Origin of the sequence: Arenibacter sp. S6351L, from assembly GCF_023016025.1 — a bacterium.
Lineage (GTDB): Bacteria > Bacteroidota > Bacteroidia > Flavobacteriales > Flavobacteriaceae > Arenibacter > Arenibacter algicola_B.
Genome location: NZ_JALKBB010000025.1, coordinates 52853 through 73108 on the forward strand (window position 1 = coordinate 52853; position 20256 = coordinate 73108).

Annotated in this window: 19 protein-coding genes; 7 read left to right on the forward strand and 12 right to left on the reverse strand. The window is 39.1% G+C overall.

Annotated features, from left to right (window positions below; genetic code table 11):
• Positions 1–246: 246 nt before the first annotated feature.
• Entirely contained in the window at positions 247–1041 is a 795-nt protein-coding gene (locus MWU82_RS18055; protein ID WP_215947037.1) for a glycosyltransferase family 2 protein, read from the reverse strand.
• Positions 1042–1432: 391 nt separating this feature from the next.
• Here MWU82_RS18055 and MWU82_RS18060 point away from each other — a divergent pair, with 391 nt between their 5' ends.
• Complete coding sequence (locus tag MWU82_RS18060) at positions 1433–2071, forward strand: adenylyltransferase/cytidyltransferase family protein (protein ID WP_247097482.1); 639 nt, start codon at positions 1433–1435, stop codon at positions 2069–2071.
• On the opposite strand, the gene MWU82_RS18065 is transcribed toward MWU82_RS18060, so the two are convergent.
• Genes MWU82_RS18065 through MWU82_RS18075 form a run of 3 tightly spaced genes read right to left on the reverse strand, consistent with a single transcriptional unit; the run spans position 2068 to position 3872 of the window.
• A complete protein-coding gene (locus MWU82_RS18065; RefSeq protein ID WP_215947039.1) occupies positions 2068–2652 on the reverse strand; it encodes a LicD family protein in 585 nt (194 codons plus the stop codon). The two genes, MWU82_RS18060 and MWU82_RS18065, sit on opposite strands and share 4 nt — an antisense overlap.
• Before the next feature lie 13 nt (positions 2653–2665).
• Positions 2666–3046, reverse strand: coding sequence for a hypothetical protein (locus MWU82_RS18070; protein WP_215947040.1), 381 nt, complete (start codon positions 3044–3046; stop codon positions 2666–2668).
• Positions 3047–3056: 10 nt separating this feature from the next.
• A complete protein-coding gene (locus MWU82_RS18075) occupies positions 3057–3872 on the reverse strand; it encodes a 2,3,4,5-tetrahydropyridine-2,6-dicarboxylate N-succinyltransferase (RefSeq protein WP_215947041.1) in 816 nt (271 codons plus the stop codon).
• A gap of 102 nt (positions 3873–3974) precedes the next feature.
• On the opposite strand from MWU82_RS18075, the gene ruvX reads away from it, so the two are divergent.
• From ruvX to MWU82_RS18095, 4 genes are all read left to right on the forward strand, one after another.
• Positions 3975–4388, forward strand: coding sequence for a Holliday junction resolvase RuvX (ruvX, locus tag MWU82_RS18080; RefSeq protein ID WP_215947042.1), 414 nt, complete (start codon positions 3975–3977; stop codon positions 4386–4388).
• Between the two features lies 1 nt (position 4389).
• Positions 4390–4980 carry a peptide deformylase gene (gene def / locus MWU82_RS18085; RefSeq protein ID WP_247097483.1) on the forward strand — a complete coding sequence of 197 codons (591 nt, stop codon included), beginning with the start codon at positions 4390–4392 and terminating at the stop codon, positions 4978–4980.
• A gap of 57 nt (positions 4981–5037) precedes the next feature.
• Positions 5038–5466, forward strand: a complete 429-nt coding sequence (locus MWU82_RS18090) for a DUF5606 domain-containing protein (RefSeq protein WP_215947044.1) — start codon at positions 5038–5040, stop codon at positions 5464–5466.
• 212 nt (positions 5467–5678) lie between these two features.
• Positions 5679–8258 (forward strand): alpha/beta fold hydrolase, encoded by a 2580-nt coding sequence (locus tag MWU82_RS18095; protein ID WP_247097484.1) that lies wholly within the window; start codon positions 5679–5681, stop codon positions 8256–8258.
• A gap of 78 nt (positions 8259–8336) precedes the next feature.
• Here MWU82_RS18095 and MWU82_RS18100 read toward each other — a convergent pair whose 3' ends face one another.
• From MWU82_RS18100 to MWU82_RS18115, 4 genes are all read right to left on the reverse strand, one after another.
• The gene (locus MWU82_RS18100; RefSeq protein WP_247097485.1) at positions 8337–9842 is read right to left on the reverse strand and encodes a carboxypeptidase; all 1506 of its coding nucleotides are present in this window, start codon (positions 9840–9842) and stop codon (positions 8337–8339) included.
• 112 nt (positions 9843–9954) lie between these two features.
• Positions 9955–11574: a family 20 glycosylhydrolase gene (locus MWU82_RS18105; RefSeq protein WP_247097486.1), complete on the reverse strand. Its 1620-nt coding sequence runs from the start codon at positions 11572–11574 to the stop codon at positions 9955–9957.
• Positions 11575–11620: 46 nt separating this feature from the next.
• Complete coding sequence (locus MWU82_RS18110; RefSeq protein WP_247097487.1) at positions 11621–12265, reverse strand: GDSL-type esterase/lipase family protein; 645 nt, start codon at positions 12263–12265, stop codon at positions 11621–11623.
• A 215-nt stretch (positions 12266–12480) separates the two neighbouring features.
• A complete protein-coding gene (locus MWU82_RS18115; protein WP_247097488.1) occupies positions 12481–12987 on the reverse strand; it encodes a serine hydrolase domain-containing protein in 507 nt (168 codons plus the stop codon).
• A gap of 133 nt (positions 12988–13120) precedes the next feature.
• Between MWU82_RS18115 and MWU82_RS18120 the strand changes: the two genes are divergently transcribed.
• Entirely contained in the window at positions 13121–15331 is a 2211-nt protein-coding gene (locus tag MWU82_RS18120; protein ID WP_247097489.1) for a DUF5916 domain-containing protein, read from the forward strand.
• 23 nt (positions 15332–15354) lie between these two features.
• On the opposite strand, the gene MWU82_RS18125 is transcribed toward MWU82_RS18120, so the two are convergent.
• From MWU82_RS18125 to MWU82_RS18140, 4 genes are all read right to left on the reverse strand, one after another.
• Complete coding sequence (locus tag MWU82_RS18125) at positions 15355–15678, reverse strand: EthD family reductase (protein WP_247097490.1); 324 nt, start codon at positions 15676–15678, stop codon at positions 15355–15357.
• A 114-nt stretch (positions 15679–15792) separates the two neighbouring features.
• On the reverse strand, positions 15793–16689 hold the full coding sequence (locus MWU82_RS18130) for an SMP-30/gluconolactonase/LRE family protein (RefSeq protein WP_247097491.1): 897 nt from the start codon (positions 16687–16689) through the stop codon (positions 15793–15795).
• A 44-nt stretch (positions 16690–16733) separates the two neighbouring features.
• Positions 16734–17762 (reverse strand): DUF3500 domain-containing protein, encoded by a 1029-nt coding sequence (locus MWU82_RS18135; RefSeq protein WP_247097492.1) that lies wholly within the window; start codon positions 17760–17762, stop codon positions 16734–16736.
• Positions 17763–17816: 54 nt separating this feature from the next.
• Positions 17817–19232, reverse strand: a complete 1416-nt coding sequence (locus MWU82_RS18140; protein WP_215947051.1) for a DUF5050 domain-containing protein — start codon at positions 19230–19232, stop codon at positions 17817–17819.
• A gap of 179 nt (positions 19233–19411) precedes the next feature.
• Here MWU82_RS18140 and mazG point away from each other — a divergent pair, with 179 nt between their 5' ends.
• The gene (mazG, locus tag MWU82_RS18145) at positions 19412–20185 is read left to right on the forward strand and encodes a nucleoside triphosphate pyrophosphohydrolase (RefSeq protein ID WP_215947052.1); all 774 of its coding nucleotides are present in this window, start codon (positions 19412–19414) and stop codon (positions 20183–20185) included.
• Positions 20186–20256: the final 71 nt, after the last annotated feature.

A 20256-nucleotide genomic window follows, 5' to 3' on the forward strand; every position in this document is an offset into this window, starting at 1 on the left:
AGTTAAGGGAGCGGGCAAAGATATGTAAATAATGGTTTATAATTTTTTAGGAGGAAGAGCAGGAAGTCTTCATTAGCTTTAATACTTGGTACCTATTCTTTGCAAGAATGATAGATTTAGGTACTATCATGATTTCGATAATCCAAACATTTAATATGGAACTAAGGCCTTAACAGGTAATGTATACTAGTGAGTAATGTGAATGTGGACCTAGGGAAAGATTAAAAGGAGGAAAATCAAATACAATTATGATTTGACCAAATAATAAGCCATTTTTTCTTTCTTACCCAAACGCTGTAGTTCCTTGTACCTTTCAAAATCGCCCAAGGCATTCAAATAGCAAATGGTAATCCCTTTTTTGCCATCAAGTATTCCCAATCTAATTATATAGTGGTTAAAAAATTTCCAAAATGGCTTGAATATTAAAAGAAGGTAATTGAACTTCTTTTCTTTTTTATGGGCTTCCTTGGCCTTTAGTCGCCCGTATTTTAGCATTTTGAATTTATAATCCTCATAGTTCTTATAGCAAAAGTGCACTAATTTTTGCTGTAAAATCCCAGAGGTGCCATCGACTATAAGGGTTTCATGAACTATTTTCTCTTTGGCAAATTGAGCTTTACTTTTTCTGAAAAGCCGGTAGTTTTTATCGGTTTGCCATCCACTAAAGCGTAGAGGTCTATTTTGGAACATGAATTTTCTGTAAAACCAGTAAGCACAATGTTCAGACTCTTTCTTTGCCTTACAAATGATCTCTTTCCTTAATTTGTCGGTAACCACTTCATCCGCATCCAAGAATAGGACCCAATCATGTGAAGCCTGTTTTAGGGCAAAGGATTTTTGGGCCGTATAATTTTCAAACTCGTGCTGGATAACCTTAACCTTAGGGTGATTGTTTAGATACTCGAATGTGCCATCCGTGCTATACGAATCCACCACTATAATTTCATCTGTAAACGCTATGGAATCGATACATTTCTCAATATATCCCATTTCATTATAAGTGATTATTAGGGCCGATATTTTTTCTTTTTGATCTAGCATGCAATCGAGATTTTTACCGCTTATTAGATAGTATTAATAGAAATAGTTGCGTCGAAATCACTAAAATCTATATTGATGTTACTTAATACATAACAATTAAAAAACAATAATAGTATATCAAATTACAAGTAGTTTATGCAAGAAGGTACCACAAAAGGTTGATTAAGATTGTATATTTCTTGAGGTTATATGGCTTTTCAAGAAGGGTTTGGGAAAATAAATGGCTGAATGGGTCTAGTGGGGTCAATAATTTATTAAGGCTATTTTTAAGATAACCTCATAAATAAGGGGGCTGGTTAAGGCGATATGTAATAATTGGGTTATAATAAATTTTGTCTGTTACCGTTTACTACCTTTACACATTATATACTCACAATAGGATTATTTACATATGACTGAGGCTTATCTGTATCTTTTATCTTCAAAATATCCAAATTGGAATTTTAACAGCTATCCGGATGAAAACGTAAAATTGTCTATAAGCTGCAAGTCTGAATTTGAGGGTGCTTTGATAGAGATGTTGGAGATCGTTAAAAACATCAGTGTTTTTTACGATAATAAAGATCATGTCATTAAACTAAAAAAAGGAAGTACTCTTGGTATAAAAGTGAAACGTAGTAAAAGTGCCAAAAAGTATAAAAAAATGTATACTTCGGGTTGTTTTGATATATTTCATTACGGGCATCTCAACATTCTGAAAAAGTCTAAAGGCATGTGCGACCATTTGATCGTGGGTGTTTCCACAGATGAACTAATATTAAAGGAAAAAGGCAGGCTACCTGTAATACCATTCGAAGAAAGAATAAAATTGGTAAAGGCTATTAGTTATGTTGATGAGGTTATTCCTCAGGTAGATAAAAATAAGCAGCGTATTGTGGACGAATATAATATAGATGCCATTTCCGTTGGAGACGATTGGAAAGGTAGATTCCCAAAAACGACTTGCCCTGTAGAGTATGTTGCCTATACTGCCAATGTTAGCCGTACTATTTTAAAAGAAACATTGCAATTGCAGGCTGTAGAGTCTTAGGCTATCGCATTATCGTCCTTGGAGGTGTTCCAATCTTTCACCGGGGTTTGCCAATCTCCATACCTATAGGTAAGATACTCATCAGTTAGTGCAGGAATTTTGTACACAAAACCTTTAAATTCAATATTTCCAAAAGTTTGGTAGAACTTGCTGGGTACAAATTTAGTTTTGTTGTCAATTTCCCAATAACTGTTCTCCCCATGTTGATATTTTATAAAAACATCCAGGCAAACGGCCCCTTTGATCAATCCAAAAAATCGTTTTTCCCTTATTTTTATCATTCTAATGGCATCCTTCGCGAAAAACTCATTGGTGCTATCAAAGTGTCTCGTTCTTACTCTATATCCCGCTTTCTTCAATTCGGAATAAAAATCGTCCAACTTTTCCAATTGGTCGTGATTCATAGAAACATCAATGTCGTTATCCCAAGGCAACAGTCGGTTCTCCCTTCTAATACCCAGTAAAGTGCCTCCTTCTATCCAATAATCAATATTACAATGGTCAAATATGGTCGCCACATTTTTGAGCATTCTTTCGGCTATAACTTTATTTTTTCCTTCGAGGGTTATGTTATACGCCATGATGCACGAATGTTTAATCCAAATTATTTTTCAGGAAAATACCGAGTCCATCCAGACCGTCTTCCATTTTGTAAGGAAAGGTTTTTATACCAACGGAGGAGGCAGAATTTACGGCTTCTGCATTATGTTCAAAATAAACAACCTCAGTAGGTTTTAAATTAAAACGGCTCAACATTTTTAGGTAATATGCCTTATTGGTCTTGTTGGGATTATGTTCCAAACTAAAGACCTCATAAGGCATATTTACAATTCCATAGGTAATACATTCTTGTTTACTGGCATTTGTTAGGATGATTTTGGGATTGGGAAAAGTGTCCAATAATTTTTTTAGATCGTAATCCGTTCCCTTTTCAGTAACAAAGGTGTTCCAAGCATCTACAAGAATAGTTTTCATTTTTTAGCTTTTAAACCGCTACGTCGTATTCCCTTAGGGCATCATTTAGGGAAGTTTTTTTGTTGGTACTCTCCTTTCGGGTACCAATGATCAAGGCACAGGGAACCTGATAATCGCCAGCTGGGAATTTTTTGGTATAACTTCCTGGTATAACTACCGATCTTGCAGGTACCAATCCTTTACGCTCTATAGGTTTGTCGCCAGTAACATCTATAATTTTAGTTGAGCCGGTAAGCACCACATTTGCTCCCAAAACAGCCTCTTTTTCAACGCGTACGCCTTCAACAACAATACATCTAGATCCAATAAAGGCATTGTCCTCTATTATAACCGGAGCGGCTTGTAATGGTTCCAACACCCCACCGATTCCAACACCACCACTAAGATGGACATTTTTGCCAATTTGGGCACAACTACCAACGGTGGCCCAGGTATCTACCATTGTCCCTTCGTCAACGTAGGCACCAATATTTACATAACTTGGCATTAAAATAGTACCTGCGGAAATATAAGCTCCATGTCTGGCAACCGCATTGGGAACAACGCGTATTCCTTTTTCGGCATAGCCTCTTTTTAGGGGCATTTTATCGTGATATTCAAAGATACCGGCTTCCAAGGTTTCCATTTTTTGTATCGGAAAATATAGTACCACAGCCTTTTTAACCCATTCATTTATTTGCCATCCATCTGTGGTAGGTTCTGCACAGCGCAATTTACCGTTATCCAAAAGATCAATGACTTCCCTTATTGCGGTTTGAGTAGGAATTTCTTTAAGTAGGTCTCTATTTTCCCAGGCTGTTTCTATTGTTTTTCTTAGTTCTTTCATCTTTAATAGTTCAAATTTTAGCAAATATAAGGGCTAGTAGGTAATTAACCTTTTGTTTTTGCACATATAACAATTTATCCCTTATTTTTGCAAAAAATTTGTGTGGGAAGGATTGTAGCATTGGATTATGGAAAGGTTCGAACGGGAATTGCCGTTACGGACGAGTTGCAAATAATAGCTTCTGGCCTAACTACCGTTGATACAAAAGAACTTTTGAATTTTCTAAGGAAGTATGTTCAGGAGGAGAAGGTAGAAAAATTTGTGATCGGTGAACCAAAGCAAATGAACAACCTTCCATCCGAATCCGAGGAATTGATCAAACCTTTTTTGAGAACTTTGGAAGGTGTTTTTCCAAAGATACCTGTAGAGCGCCAAGATGAGCGTTTTACTTCTAAAATGGCATTTCAGACCATGATAGATAGTGGCCTTAATAAAAAACAAAGAAGGGATAAGGCCTTAGTCGATGAAATTAGCGCCACTATAATCCTTCAGGCGTATTTAAATAGAAAACAGTAGTATGATATTACCTATAGTTGCTTATGGAGACCCGGTACTTAGAAAAGTAGCGGATGATATAGACAAGGATTTTCCAAGATTTGAAGAATTGGTGGCCAATATGTGGGACACTATGTATAATGCCAGTGGAGTTGGTTTGGCCGCACCCCAAATTGGGCTGCCCATTAGGCTGTTCCTTGTGGATACCACGCCATTTGCGGATGACGAAGAGCTTACGGAAGAAGAGCAAAACGCATTAAAAGGGTTTAGGAAAGTTTTTATCAATGCACGTATAGAGGAGGAAACTGGCACGGAATGGGCATTTAATGAAGGGTGTCTTAGTATTCCCGATGTTCGGGAAGACGTTTCCAGAAAAGATACCATCACTATATCCTATATGGATGAGAATTTTAAATCCTATAAGGAAACCTATGATGGTCTTTTGGCCAGGGTAATTCAACATGAATATGACCATATAGAGGGAATTTTGTTTACCGATAAATTATCGTCCTTAAAAAAACGCCTTTTAAAGGGGAGGTTGACCAATATTTCCAAGGGGAAGGTAAAGGTAGAATATAGAATGCGCTTTCCCAACATTAAAAAAGCACGTTAAAACTATTTCTATTATAAACAAAAAGTAGCATATTTGCCGCTGAAACTAAAATAACAGATGGGTTTAAATAAAATATTATCGATTGCAGGTAAGCCGGGACTTTTTAAATTATTGACGCAAACGCGTTCAGGTTTTGTGGCCGAATCCTTGTTGGATGGCAAAAAAGTTACCGTAAGTTTTAAGAACAATGTAAGTGTCTTGTCTGAGATTGCAATCTATACTTTGGAAGAGGAAGTGCCGTTAAAAGTGGTGTTTGAAAAGATCAAGGAAAAGGAAGATGGTGGAAAAACAGCGGTGAGCCACAAAGAGGACAAGATAAAATTGGAGGAATATTTGTTTGAAGTGCTTCCCAATTATGATGAAGATAGGGTTTATGCCAGTGATATTAAAAAGATAATTCAATGGTATAATTTATTACATGAACACGGTATTACAGAGTTTGCGGACGAGGAGGAAAAAGAAGAGGCTTCCAAGGAAACAGAATAGATTTTATATATTTACAATATTAGAACCTTCGTTTACGAAGGTTTTTTTTGTCCAATACTTTGGTTTCTTCCTTTAATAAATTGGTGTGGTAATCGCTGCTAGGATAAAATAATTCTTCATTTAGCTTCGGGCTTCTGTTATTGGTCTAAATTGTTGGGCAGCGGGCTGCTAATTATGGAAATTAATATTTTAATTCCTTACTCAGTTTTATCATGGCTAAATTTAATAAGAAAAGTGCTGCTATTTTCGTAATGCTACTGGTCCTCCCTTTTGTTCTTATAGGGCAACAACGTACGGGGAATATAGTGGAATATTTTGGCAAGGAAAAGGTGGAGGATATTCATGAAGGAAAAGTGATTCATGTGTTTAACAAAGCACTGGCCTTGACCATTCCCAGTTTCGGATTTGAATCTTCATCCTTTCCAGTAGATCCAGTTTTTGACAAATTTCTGATGGAACCGAGTACCCAGGTCAGGGAAGGTGAAGTTTTCGATATAGATTTCTTTGGAAGGGAATTAAAATGGAACGCCATAAAGGTGGATAGTACCAATAGCTTTTCCGGGAGAGACCTTAGGTCGGGTTATGTATATCTCAATTACAATTCGGGATCTGAAAAAACGGTTTTGTTCGAAGCTTCCGGGCATTCTTTGGTTTCCATTAATGGTTATCCTTATGAAGGTGACCATTACGATTTTGGTTGGAACCTTATCCCTTTAAAGTTGAAAAAGGGGATTAATATTTTTGTTTTAAAGGTAGGCCGTTTTCCAAGGATTCGTGCGCGCTTATTGGAGCCCAAAGCAGAGGTTCAATTTACTACCCGAGATGTAACGGTTCCCGATCTTTTATTGGAGGAGGACATGGAATATAAGGCTGCTATAAGGGTCATAAATGCTTCGGATAAGTGGGTCAGAAAATACGCTATTGTGGCCAAGGTCAATGATAGGGAGCTTACTACCGAAATAAACGATATTCCACCTTTTACGGTCTATAAAATTCCTTTTTCCGTTCCCTCGTCCACCTTGGATACCTCAATGGCAAAGGTGAATGTTGACCTAGGGTTGATACATAGTAACGGTCAGCAGGTTTCTACCGAAACCTTATCATTAAATATGAAATCGAAAAATAAACATCATAAGAGAACTTTTATAAGCGATATAGATAAAAGTGTACAGTATTATAGCGTAGCACCGGACAAAAATGGGTATACCGAGGGTGCCGCACTTTTCCTTTCGGTACATGGTGCTTCAGTTGAGGCGGTTAATCAGGCAAATGCCTATAAACAAAAAGATTGGGGGAATCTTGTTGCTCCAACAAATAGGAGACCGTACGGGTTTGCATGGGAAGATTGGGGAAGATTGGATGCCTTGGAAGTGTTGGCGGACAGCAAAAGACTTTTTAAACCGGACAATAGCAAGATTTACCTAACCGGACATTCCATGGGTGGTCATGGAACATGGTATTTAGGTGCTACCTATCCCGATCGTTTTGCAGCAATTGCACCATGTGCCGGATATCCAGATTTGTTGTTGTACCGTGGAAGTAGGTCTGAGAGGCTTCTGGAAATGAGTGAGGAACAGAGGGCAAACTATGGTATTACTCCTAAAATGTTCGAACGTATGACGGCGGAGTATGTCCCTACTGCGGTCGAAAACATTGTAGAAAGAGCGGGAACACCTAGCAGAACCTTAAAATTGATTCGAAATTATCTACATCATGGGGTATATGTGTTGCACGGCGAAAAGGACAATGTAGTTCCTACTTTTATTGCCCGTGACATGAGAGAGCGTTTGGGGCAGTTTCATCCAGATTTCACCTATTACGAATATCCAGGTGGCACGCATTGGTATGGGGACCATAGTGTAGATTGGGAACCAATTTTTAACCTATTTAAACAACGTACTATTCCTGAGGCCAAGGATATTAAAAAATTGGAGTTCAGTACGGGGTCTCCAGGAGTTTCTGCATCCTCGCATTTTATTGGTATCCATCAGCAACAAATACCTTTTGAGGTTAGTTCCTTTGATTTTTCATGGGATACCATTTTTAAAGTACAGACCAAAAATGTGTCTTTGTTGGAAATAGATTTTACACAATTGCCCGGGGATATTAATAGCATAGAGCTTAATGGAAAGGAGATTGCTATTCCATCAAAGGACAATACCTTTTTTAAGGAAATGGATGGGGTATGGAAAATTGTGGCCAAACCGTCTTTGGAGGAAAAAGGCCCTCATAGGAATGGTGGCTTTAAGGATGCCTTTAGAAACAACGTGGTATTTGTTTATGCCACCAAAGGGTCACAAGCTGAGAATGATTGGTATTACAATAAAGCTAGGTTTGATGCGGATACTTTCTGGTATAAGGCCAATGGCAATATAGAATTGGTTGCGGATACCGACTTTTCCTTAAGAGATTATCCCAACCAAAATGTTGTTGTTTATGGTAATAAAAACAATAATGCTGCCTGGGATAAATTATTAAAAGATAGCCCCGTCCAAGTATTCAATAATAAATTAAATTTTGGCAGTAGAAGTATCAGCGGCAACAATTGGGGCATGTATTTTATAGTTCCGAGAGCGGATAGCGATGTGGCCAGTGTTGGGGTGGTAACTGCTACGGGGCTTCTGGGAATGAAAGCCGCCTATGCCAACCATTATTTGGTGAACGGAACTACTTTTCCGGATTTGATGCTTTTTGATGAAACTGTATTGGCTCAAGGAACTTCTGCAGTAAAATGTGCTGGATTTTTTGGTAATGATTGGTCCATTGAAAATGGTGATTTTGAATGGAAATAGGATATGGCCGTCCAAATGAATAAAACCACAGTCAATTTAGAATCTAATGGGCTTATTATTTGGACGACCTTTTGCCTTTTATTTTGATGCGTTTAGAATAAACTGGGAGACGTCTTTCTTGAATTTTTCCATGGAAGGTTTGTGAGTGTACATCATATGTCCGGCCTCATAATATTCCATAATAATATTATCCTTGATCTCCTTTTTAAGGCCCAAATGATTGATGCTGTGTTCTACTCCATAAAAAACAGTGGCAAGGTCATAGATGCCATTCAAGATCAAGACCTTCATGTTTGGATCTCTAGATAATGCCGTGGCCATGTCAATACCGGTGTTGATTGCTGCTGTAGCACCCCATCTTTCATTCCCTTTGTGGGACCAATCCCATTTAAAGCCGTCCCTTCTGCCTGCGGTGAGGGAGTATAACAAGTTTTTATTTACTTTTAGGTCACCGTAAAAATAATCCAGAAACCCGCTAATGTAGGCAGGGGAAATGGCCAGGCTTTGTGGATCATGACTTCCTTCCTGGGCAAGGAGATCTTCATTGATTCCGGTAAAGCGGGAATCCAGTCGGCCAACTATTTCACCTTTGTCCCTTAAGAATTCCGCAAAAAATTCTGATGCTGTTACCCTAAGATCGGCCTTTAGCCAATAGTTGGTGTCTGTGCCAGTGTAATAGGCAAGCTTTGATGCAATATTACTTTTTTCATTTTCAGAAAGTCGATCTCCTTTAAAGAGGGCAGGAGTGTACTCGTTTTCGGTAAAGGATCTAACTGTCTCAAGGAATTCGTATACATTTTCTGGTTTATCCGTTATTTTATTATGATACCATGCTGTTGCCGCATAGGTAGGAAAATGAACTATATACGGTAAGTCGTCATTTGGCGGGAATAGTAGGGTCCGAAGGTCAAATACCGCAGATACCATTATAACGCCGTTCATGGCAATTCCTTGGTTCAATAGGGTGTTCATTAAGCCTGCATTCCTAAAGGTCCCGTAACTTTCTCCCAATAAGAATTTGGGACTGTTCATGCGGTCATTGTGTATCAGAAACTGGGTAATGAACAAAGAAAGGCTGCGGATATCCTGGTCTACCCCCCAAAAGTCCTTAAACTTGGCCTTTCCTATAGGTATGCTTAGACCGGTACCTACGGGATCTATCATTACCAGATCGGCTATATCCAGAATAGAGTAGTTGTTGTTGACAATTTTGTAGGGTGCCGCCGGTGTTGATTTCGGGTCGTCCACTACAATTCTTTTTGGCCCCAAAATACCCATGTGCAACCAAAAAGAGGAAGATCCGGGTCCTCCGTTAAAGGCAAAAACTATTGGTCGTCTTTGTGTTGACAATCCTCTTTTGGAATCCCTTGTGTAGTAAGTAAAGCCCATTAATGCAATTGGCTTGTTGGATTCGTCCTTTACCTCAAAAGTTCCCGCTTTTGCCGTTAAATAAATGGTGTTGCCATTAATGGTAACACTTTGCATAGTGGTAGCTACTTCGGCTTTGGGTATAGAATCGTTTTCCTTATTGGGATAGCACAATTGTCCCAACAGCAGGGTAATAACTAGAATAAGGGCTTTCATTTGTTCAGTATTTAAATTGGGTTAAATAGCCAAACAGGTAAAGTCTGATAATTAGGGGCTTACAATATATTAAATATATAGATTATAGCCGATAGTATTGCTTAATGAATAATTAGTCCTTATCAATAGTTTTGTAGGTATACTTGCTTTTTTTCCAGTCTATGAGTTCCGAAGGGTAGTATTTTACATTCATTTTATCCAAATATGGAGCCTGATTGCCCAACCTTACTTTGTAATTTCCCCAATTTCTGTTTTCTTCGGTACTCCAACTAAGTTCGGAATAACCGATCATCCTGGGAAAGGCCAAATATTCCACTTCATCCATATTGCTAACGGTCTCTGACCATAAAGGTGCTTCAATTCCCAAAATATTTTCCTTATTGATTCCCTGTACATATCTTTCAGGCGTCCAAACATAGCCAGTATCCACGGGAATGTAGCCTGCCCAATGAAGTCCGTATTTGGAAAGGGTATCATATTGCATATCCAGATAGGCTTTTTTTCCTGGGGATAATATTATTTTCAATCCTTTTTTCACAGCCAGTTTAGCATTTTCTTCGTTGGCCCAAAACTGTGCAATGGCAGAGGTATCAATGTCAGCATGCACAATTTCATCCCATCCTATCATTTTTTTTCCGTATTTCTTTACAATTTTGTCCACTTTGGAAACAAAATGGATAAAATCCTTCTTCTTGGTAACATGACTTTCATCGCCGCCGGCATGAAAATACGGACCGGGAGTAATGGCCGATATTTCCCTTACGACATCATCTATAAATGCATAAACAGTATCCTTACGTGTGTCAAAGGTGCTAAACCCAACTTCGGTACCCGTATAAATTTTGGGCGTTTTTCCGTTTCCATTTAGAATGGGATAGGAAACCGATGCTGCATTCGTATGCCCAGGCATATCTATTTCAGGAATTATGGTTATAAAATGTTTAGCGGCATAGGCTACAATGTCCTTATATTCCTCTTGGGTGTAAAAGCCACCTGGACCGCCACCCACTTCAGAACTTCCACCTATTTCGGTAAGCTTGGGCCATGATTTAATTTCTATCCTCCAGCCTTGGTCATCTGCAAGGTGCAAATGCAAGGCGTTAATTTTATAATAGGCCAATATGTCGATATACTTTTTTACATCCTCCACACCAAAGAAATGTCGAGCCACATCCAACATAGACCCCCTATATTCAAAATTCGGATTGTCTATGATCTTACCGGTTGGAATCAACCACATTTTATTTTCGGTAAGGGTGTCATTACTGGTCTCTGGAATAATTTGCCTTATGGTCTGTATTCCCCTAAAGGCACCTTCGGCCGTTTTTGCATTAAGGATTATAGAATCTTGGGTTATGTACAGGTCGTAACCTTCCTTGGATGAAAATTCAGTGCTATCGGACTGATTAATAAAAATAATCCGCTGGGAGGTGGTATTGGTTGAAGAATTTACCGCCAAGTCCAAATTGGTCTGCCATTTTATTTTTTCCGATAAGAACTCGCCAACCTCAGGAAAACCTGCAGCATTTTGAGATGTATAGATAATAGTGTTTTTATCCAACCCAAAGGCACTATTGGTGGGGATTATCCTAAGGGGTTTGGGAATTAAATTTTCCGCAGTCAGATCTGTCATTGGAAAGTTGATTACTTTCTTTTTTTCCTGTTGACAGGCTACAAAGGCAGTAAAAACTATCAGTACTACTAGCGATTTAAATAGAATTGATTTTTTCATTTAGAGAGATTGTATTAGTATTATTTGGTTGTTCCTGTCCTTAGGATCAATTCATATAAGGTTTGATGACAGAAAACCACAGGTCGTACCCCTTACTGTTCATATGAAGTCCGTCACCTATAAAGATATCCTGTTTCACTTGTTTTCCATCCATCATCACATCCCATACATTGGCGAACTGCAAGGCACTGTCCTCTTCACATAGCTTTTCGAACGCCCTGTTCAATCTCATGTATTTTCTTTTTAGGTTCCACCTTGCCAAACTTGGTTTTGCTGCTATGATCACCACCTGGGTTGCATTATTTCTTTCCCTAATCTTATTTATGATTTCACGGGTGGTATCTATAATATCTTTGGTCTTTTTCTTGGCAGCAATATCATTATCGCCTTCGTAGATAAAAACCTTCTTGGGATTATATTGTAATATGAGCTCGTTGTAATACCGGAAGAGATCGGAAGATTGGGATCCGCCAAAGCCCGAGTTGATTATTTGGTGGTCAGGAAACATGGATTCCAAGTTTTTCCACATTCTAATGCTGGAACTACCGGTAAATACTATGGTTTCTTTGGAGGAATCCCAGTGGGATTCATATTTTTTCTGAATGGCCTTGACCTCATTTTGAAAGGCCGGGGTTTTTTGGCTATAACCAAGGAACGCCAAAGAAAGGAATAAATAAGTGAGTTTTTTCAATGCAATTAAATTAAAGGTTTAAATTAAAATATTTATTGTTCTTGACAAATAATTTTCGACAGGGAACATTGGTTGTTCGCTAATGGTAAAATCCAGCATTGGTTGACATTAGATTAAGGTTGATGTCGAGGTACCACAGTCTTTAAGCTACTGGCCATTGGTAAAGCCCTGGTATCACGTTGTCAGTGAGCAAGTAGGTTAGGTGCCCAAAACGGTCATCCAGTAAAAGGTATAGGGTTTTTCATTGTTGTGTTGATTAGTATTTTGTGATGAGCGACTGGTAAACCATTTGCCCCTTGATCCAAATCCTGGGCAACCTTTAGATTCTTGAACTGGGGTAAATATTTGGAGACCGGATCCGCAAGATAGAAATATCCTTCCTCATATAACATCATAAACCCTGCGGTTACGATAGGCTTTGTCATGGACATGATATGGAACAATTGATCTTGTTCAATAGGGATCTTATCTGCCATACTACTATATCTAAAGGCTATTTCGTGAACAATTTCTCCCCTTCTCATAACATAGGAAGCGGCACCAAGAGCCCTTCTTTCATTTATTTCTTTTTTAAGAAAATGATCATATCGGTTTAGCTTTTCCTTATCAATTCCCGATATGATTACACTTGGCAGGGCATTGGAACCAGTTTGCCCATTGATAGGCATCACCAGGATTAATAGAAGGAACAGTAGCGTTATAAATGGGTTATTGTATTTCAAGGTTTTCTATGTATTTCAAGATTTTCATGAATTTAACTTTTAAAGATAAGATTTAAAAATTGTTCCATTAACTCCTTAATTGTTATTATATTAGAGTAATTGGCCATACCAATACCAACAAACCAAAAATACCATGCCCATCCAGAAATTTATTTTTGTTCTTTTCGCCGTTTTATGTTTGTCTAAAATTGGATATTCCCAAAACCCCGATTTTGATAATGACAACCAAACACGACCAACCGCTATTGCAGTTCCCATTGAAACCGAACCTATGATCGACGGAAATATTCTAAAAGATGGGGTTTGGCAAAAGATAGAACCGTTTGGGGGCTTATTACAAAGTCAACCTAATTACGGGCAAATGGCCAGTGAACGCACGGAGATAAGAATTGCCTATACGGAACATACTTTTTATTTGGCAGTAGTCTGTTATGATTCGGACCCTGATGGCCTCGTAGTCTCTGATGCTAGAAGGGACGCTTTATTGGACAATACGGATGCATTTCTTTTTATTGTGGATACTTATAAAGATAATCAGAACGGTTTTATTTTTGGAACCAATTCCCTGGGTGTGGAATATGATGCCCAGGTGGATAATGAGGGCCAGGGCAACCAGAATACGAACAGACAACAAGGTGGTACCATTGGTGGGTTTAACCTTAACTGGGATGGGTCATGGAAAGTTAGGACCTCGGTTCATGATGAAGGATGGAGTGCTGAATTTGCCATACCATTAAGAACTTTAAGATTTCAGCCAGGGAAGGATTGGGGCATTAATTTTCGTAGAAATATAAGGAAGACCAATGAAATTGTTTATTGGTCGCCAATGCCTATAGGTTTTAACTTAAATAGACTTTCCTTGGCCGGCACCCTTACGGGCCTAAATCTTAAAACCCCAAGAAACTTAAAGGTTATTCCCTATGTGCTGGGGCAGTTGGCCAAAGATTTTGAAGCCGAGGACCCTAAGGCCAAATTTACGCCCGAGGTGGGTGGGGATATAAAATTTAGTATTACACCAAGTCTTACTTTGGATCTTACCTATAACACCGATTTTGCCCAGGTTGAGGTAGATGAACAACAGGTGAACCTGGATCGTTTTAATTTGTTTTTTCCAGAAAAACGTCCCTTCTTTTTAGAGAATGCAGGCTTGTTCAGTGTTGGGAGTCCAGGGGAAGTAGACCTGTTTTTTAGTAGACGTATTGGAATAGGGGATGATGGAAATATAGTTCCCATAATTGGAGGGGCCAGATTATCCGGAAAATTGGACCGGACCAATGTTGGACTTTTAACCATGTTTACGGATGAGGTTGAAGATGCAGGGATACAAAAGAATAATTTTACGGTAGCACGAGTAAACCATGAATTTAAAGGTCGTTCCGCCTTGGGTGCAGCATTTATTAATCGTTCAGGAATAGGTATCGAAGATGACTTTAATAGTACCATAGCCCTGGATGGAAAACTGGGTTTGGGGCGTAAGGCTAGAATGACCGGATTTTATGCCCGTACCAATGGACCAACAGATACCATAAATGAGCATTCTTTCCGGCTCAAAACCGACTACATTTGGAACAGTTGGGAAATAGGAGCAGGGTATACCGAGGTTGGAGAAGGCTTTAATCCTGAAGTTGGTTTTTTACAGCGTTCGGCCTTCAGGAAGCCGGAGGCCCGCATCTTATATCACTATAGACCAAAAAACGAAAACTCGGTAATACTGGAATTAAGGCCTCATATTTCCTACAACAGTTTTTGGAATTTTGAGGGCTTTCAGGAAACTAGTTATACCCATATTGACAACCATTGGGAGTTTAAAAGTGGAATGGAAATCCATACCGGTCTAAACCTTACCACAGAAGGGGTTTTAGATCCTTTTGAAATTTCAGACGGGGTTACCGTGCTGCCCGGTACCTATAGGCACTCGGAATCCCAATTGGTTTTCTTTACCAATAAGAGTAAGCCAGTCGCTATAAATATTCGTTCGGTGATCGGCGGTTCATTTGGGGGAAAACGTTATCAGCAAAGTGGCACCTTGAGCATACGATTGGGAGATAAATTCAATTCCGATTTTATTTATCTCTACAACAATTACCAATTACCTGTCGGTGATTTTACGGCTAATATTTTCCGAAGTCAAATGACCTATTCCTTTAGGCCAAATCTGTATGTTCAGAGTTTGGTACAGAACAATTCCGCCAATGAACTGTGGGCGGTAAATTTACGATTGGGCTGGTTGCAGCGTGCCAATACAGGTCTTTTTGTGGTGTACAATTACAACCTTAGAGAAGGTGACCCCACAAATAATAGTATTATCATTAAATATAGTCGAATGTTCGATTTGATCAATTAAGTTGGTAGACTATCCTAACTTTTTTAAATGATTACCTCACTAATTTGAACAACAGGTTCAATATTAGTAAAATTAGGAAGATCTCCCATAATTTTTTCTGCATTCGGTCCGAAGGAATTTTGAAATGAATCCATAGATGCAAAATATAAATTTCCCATTGCTGCATAGGTAGCAGTTGAGCCAGGGGTGCCTCCTCCCAGACCTTTTTCAATGGTTGCAGCCTTCACTGAATCCCCTAATAATTCTCCAACCAAGGATATGTGTTGGTTGCTGTAATAATCCATATCAAATTTTTTGCCTGCTCCGTTAGGATACAAAACACTTACTTTAATCATTCCTTTTTTCATGATTGTCTGTATTAATTGTTTTTTTGTTCTTATCTCAGACACCCTTTTTGTTTAGAGTTTCTGATTAAAAGTGTCTTTATTATCTTGGCAATAAGTTTACGGTAATCACTTATATTATCTAATTCCGTGTACGTTCATATCCAAGGTATACAATGAGGTCATGGCCGTTATAAATAATGTTTTTTGGTTTTTTCCTCCAAAGGTTACATTGGCCGTCCATTTCTGATCTATAGGAATATGTAGAATTTGTTCACCTTGGGGATTAAAAACCGTAACCCCATCCCCTGTAAGGTATACATTGCCTTGGTTGTCCATGGTCATGCCATCCGAGCCCATATTGGCAAACAGGGCTTTATTGCCTATGCTGGCATCGGGATTTATGGTATAGGAATAGGTTTTTTTATCACCTATATCGGCAATATATAAACGGGTACCATCTTTACTGCCAATAATGCCATTTGGCCTTACGTAGTCCTCGGCCACAATAATAATATCCTTTTGATCGGGAGTAAGGTAGTAAACACGCTGTTCTTCTATCTCCTGTTCAGTTCTCGTCCAATACGGACGTTTATAAAAAGGGTCCGTAAAATATATGCCTCCTTTTGGGTCTATCCATAGATCATTGGGACCATTTAATTTTTTGCCTTCAAAATCATCTATTAAGACCGTGACATTTTTTTGGGAATCTATTCGCCAAAGTTGATTTTTATCATCGGCACAGGACAAAAGATTTCCTTGGTGGTCAAAATAGAGTCCGTTGGATCTCCCGGAAGGCTCCATATATACGGATACGGCTTTATCCTTCGCAGACCACTTAATGATACGATCGTTGGGCTGGTCTGTGAAAAACACATCCCCGTTGGGAGCCACAGCAGGTCCTTCGGTAAAGGAGTATTCCGATGACACTAACTGTACTTTGGCATCCTTGGCGATGAGGGAGGTTTGTAACGATTTGCAGGATAGGGAAAACAGTATGGGTAATGCTAAAAATAGATTTATAACTTTTTTCATCTCGTTATTATATGCCGTAAAACTTAAGTTCTTATTTTCTGAAATCAGTGCTTGTGGTCTTTTTCATAGTGGGCCTTTAGTACATCTTCCCCGTAGTCATTGGTTAGATCACGAACTACAGTATGTACATGGTTGGCCTCGTTCTGGGTGTTATCGTATTCGATAAGTAGAGTGGGACCCTGAATTCGGAAGTAATGCCCTTTGCCAGGTTGCAGGCTTCCGGCCCAGGCAAAAGTTAAATTTTCTATTCCCGCCTTGTTTATTTTGTCCCTAAACCCGGTAGCAAATTCATGCTCGTAATTATTCATGTACAGTTCCAGCAGTTCCATAAAAATCTTTTTTTGGGACTTGGACATGGCTTTATAAGAGATTCCTAATTGCTCCACATGTTTCACCTTTCTTTCGGTTGTAGTAACGATATCGTGGGGGGCAACATCTGTAAATACTACTGTTTTTAATTGTTTTTCGCTCATGGAGTGTAAAAGGGAAAAACCTAGTTCTGCCTCTTTTTTCAGTACTTCCTTGCCCTTGTATTCTGTGCTACGTACAATGCCAGGGTTGGTTCCAAAAAAGGTAGGGGTAGAGGAGCTAATGGCACCATCGGTGGAAGTGAAATTTAAGGAGAGATGGTGTCCTTCAAATCGCCATCCCCATGGTTTATCCTTGGATGGATTACCAAAAATGCAAAAGTGATAATTTAGCGGATCGCGTCTTGGTCTGCCATCGGGCATTTTATCGTTATCGTCATTTTCAATAATTCTCAATACTTTTTCCAGTTCCATAATTTCTTGTGACTTCCGAAAACCTTCCTCGCTCAAGGAAGCCCGTAGCAGATCGAGCGCTGCCTTTTTTTGTGTTTCGTCAAAATCATGGAAGTTGGCTCCAGCTCTGGGAATGGGGACATAATTCATATTAAAGCGTTCAGTGTCCTCTATAGTAAATAGTGTTTTGGCTTTTACTTCCTCGGATAAACTGTTAACAAAAATATTGGCCTTTTGCAACACGTTCTGAGCGGATAGCATTCCAAAAAGCAATAGTAAAAAAGTAGTTGATATTATTTTTTTTGGTGTCATTTTAGGTTTCATTTTTATTGGTTGGTTTATTATTATCCTGGGTTTAGTTAAATTTTATTTTAATCGATAACTGACGAATGCCAAACGGCTGCTGTCAGGTGACCAAGAGGGGACATTTATGGTGCCCTGACCACCGAACAATTTGGCGATCGTTTTAATTTCCTTGGTCTCAAGATTCATTAATCGAAGCATTACATCTTTGTTTGAGGGATGTAAATTTGCTGGAATATCCGGCTCAAAGGAAATATAGACCAACCATTTTCCATCCGGGGACGGATGGGCAAACCAATCATGGTACTCATCCGTGGTAAGTTGTTCCTGTTCACTTCCGTTAGGCTTCATACGCCATATCTGCATGGTTCCGCTACGGGCAGAATTAAAGTAGATATATTTTCCATCGGGGGAGTAATCCGGTCCGTCGTCAAGTCCTTCTGTAGTGGTCAATCTTGTTTCCTCACCTCCATTAACAGGAATGGTATAAATATCATAATTGCCATTTCGCTCTGCGCAATAGGCTAATGTTTGGCCATCTGGAGACCATCCATGCCAATAGGAAGGACCTTTAGGAGTTATTTTTTTCGGCACACCACCTTCAATAGGAAGTGTATAGATCAATGATTTTCCGGTTTCTGTCTGATCACTTATCACCAACATCTTACCATCTTGCGAAACGCCGTGGTCATTGTTGATTCTTTTTGCGAAATCTGTGGGGATTAGTTTGGGATCACCTCCTTCAATTGGAATTTGATATAGTAGTCCCATACTGTTATATATCAAATCCTTTCCATCCGGTGTCCAATTTGGTGCATCCAAGCGTTTATCGGATTGGAGAATAACTTTTCTGTCCCAAGTAGCTATCGGAATAATTTCCAAAGTGCTTTCCAATTTTTTAAGCGAGTCTGGCTTTGCTTCCAATTTTTCCAATACAACTTTGGAGAATTTTGCAGTTTCCACTACATCGTTGTTATGGGAACAAACGCCAAGTCCAATATAGAAAGGAGCTTTAAACTGGACTTTTATGGCACCTCCAGATGATTCCAATTCTCCATCCGCTTTGCCGAGGGACATATAGAGATAGTCGCCCACCTTTTCAATTCTGACACGTTTAGGAGATTTTATGTTGGACTGAAGTTCACGAGTGATATCTCCATCCACTTCTCTATATTGAATGGCGGTCATACCATCGCCATGAACGGCCACATCGGCATAGGCCGAGCCCGGCTCCAGGTTTTGGCGGATAATTAAACAAGCTTTTCTATGTGGGTCAACACCTTTGCCCAACAACTCAATATCGGCAGCCAGGGAAACGTCCCCTGACATTTTTTTCCAAACATAATGTAGCTGATCGTTATTGAACCACATATTGGTCCCACTAGCTGAAATGGTATAAGTACTATCCTTGCGATTAAATTCCAGTGACCCCTTATGTTTTACTTCGCCAATATCCCCATGGCCTTGGAATATACCCATATCAATCTGAATTGCCCAAGACATAAGTATAAAGCCAATAATGGCTAGTATTAAAATTATTTTTTTATGGGTCATATTGGTTTTGTCCGAAAGTAAGGAACTAAAGTTAGCTAAAAAACTCGGAACATACGATAGTTGGAACCATACAGACTTTGTATTTTTGTTTAAAAGTCAACCTTATGAATTCTCGGGAATCCCAATTAAAAGCTTTTGATCGTCTACTCACAATTATGGATGAATTGCGAGCTCAATGTCCGTGGGACAAAAAGCAAACCATGCAAACGCTACGTCATTTAACCATTGAAGAAACCTATGAATTGGGCGACGCCATTTTGGACAATGATTTGGAGGAAATAAAAAAGGAATTGGGCGATGTTCTCCTCCACATTGTATTTTATGCTAAAATTGGAAGTGAAACCAAACATTTTGATATAGCAGACGTAGCCAATGATATCTGTGACAAACTGATCAATAGGCATCCACATATTTATGGAGATGTTGTGGTGAAAGATGAAGAAGAAGTGAAGCAGAATTGGGAAAAAATCAAATTAAAAGAAGGCAAAAAAAGTGTTTTGGAAGGAGTTCCAAAAGGTCTTCCGTCCCTTGTCAAGGCCAACCGTATTCAGGATAAGGTGGCCGGAGTTGGATTCGATTGGGAAAAACCGGAACAGGTATGGGAAAAAGTTCAGGAAGAACTGGAAGAATTCCAAGATGAGGTTAAACAAGGAAATGCGGACGCCATGGAGTCCGAGTTTGGAGATGTGCTGTTTTCCATGGTAAATTATGCCCGATTTTTGAATATTAATCCAGAAAACGCCTTGGAGCGTACCAATAAGAAGTTTATTAAGCGCTTTCAATATTTGGAAAACAAGGCCAAGGAACAGGGAAAGGCCTTAAAGGATATGACCTTGACCGAAATGGATGTTTTTTGGGAGGAGGCCAAGAGTATTTAATTTTTAAGCAGGCAGGGTGCTATACCGAAAAAGCATCAATACACCATCTAAAAATATTGATTACAAGATTT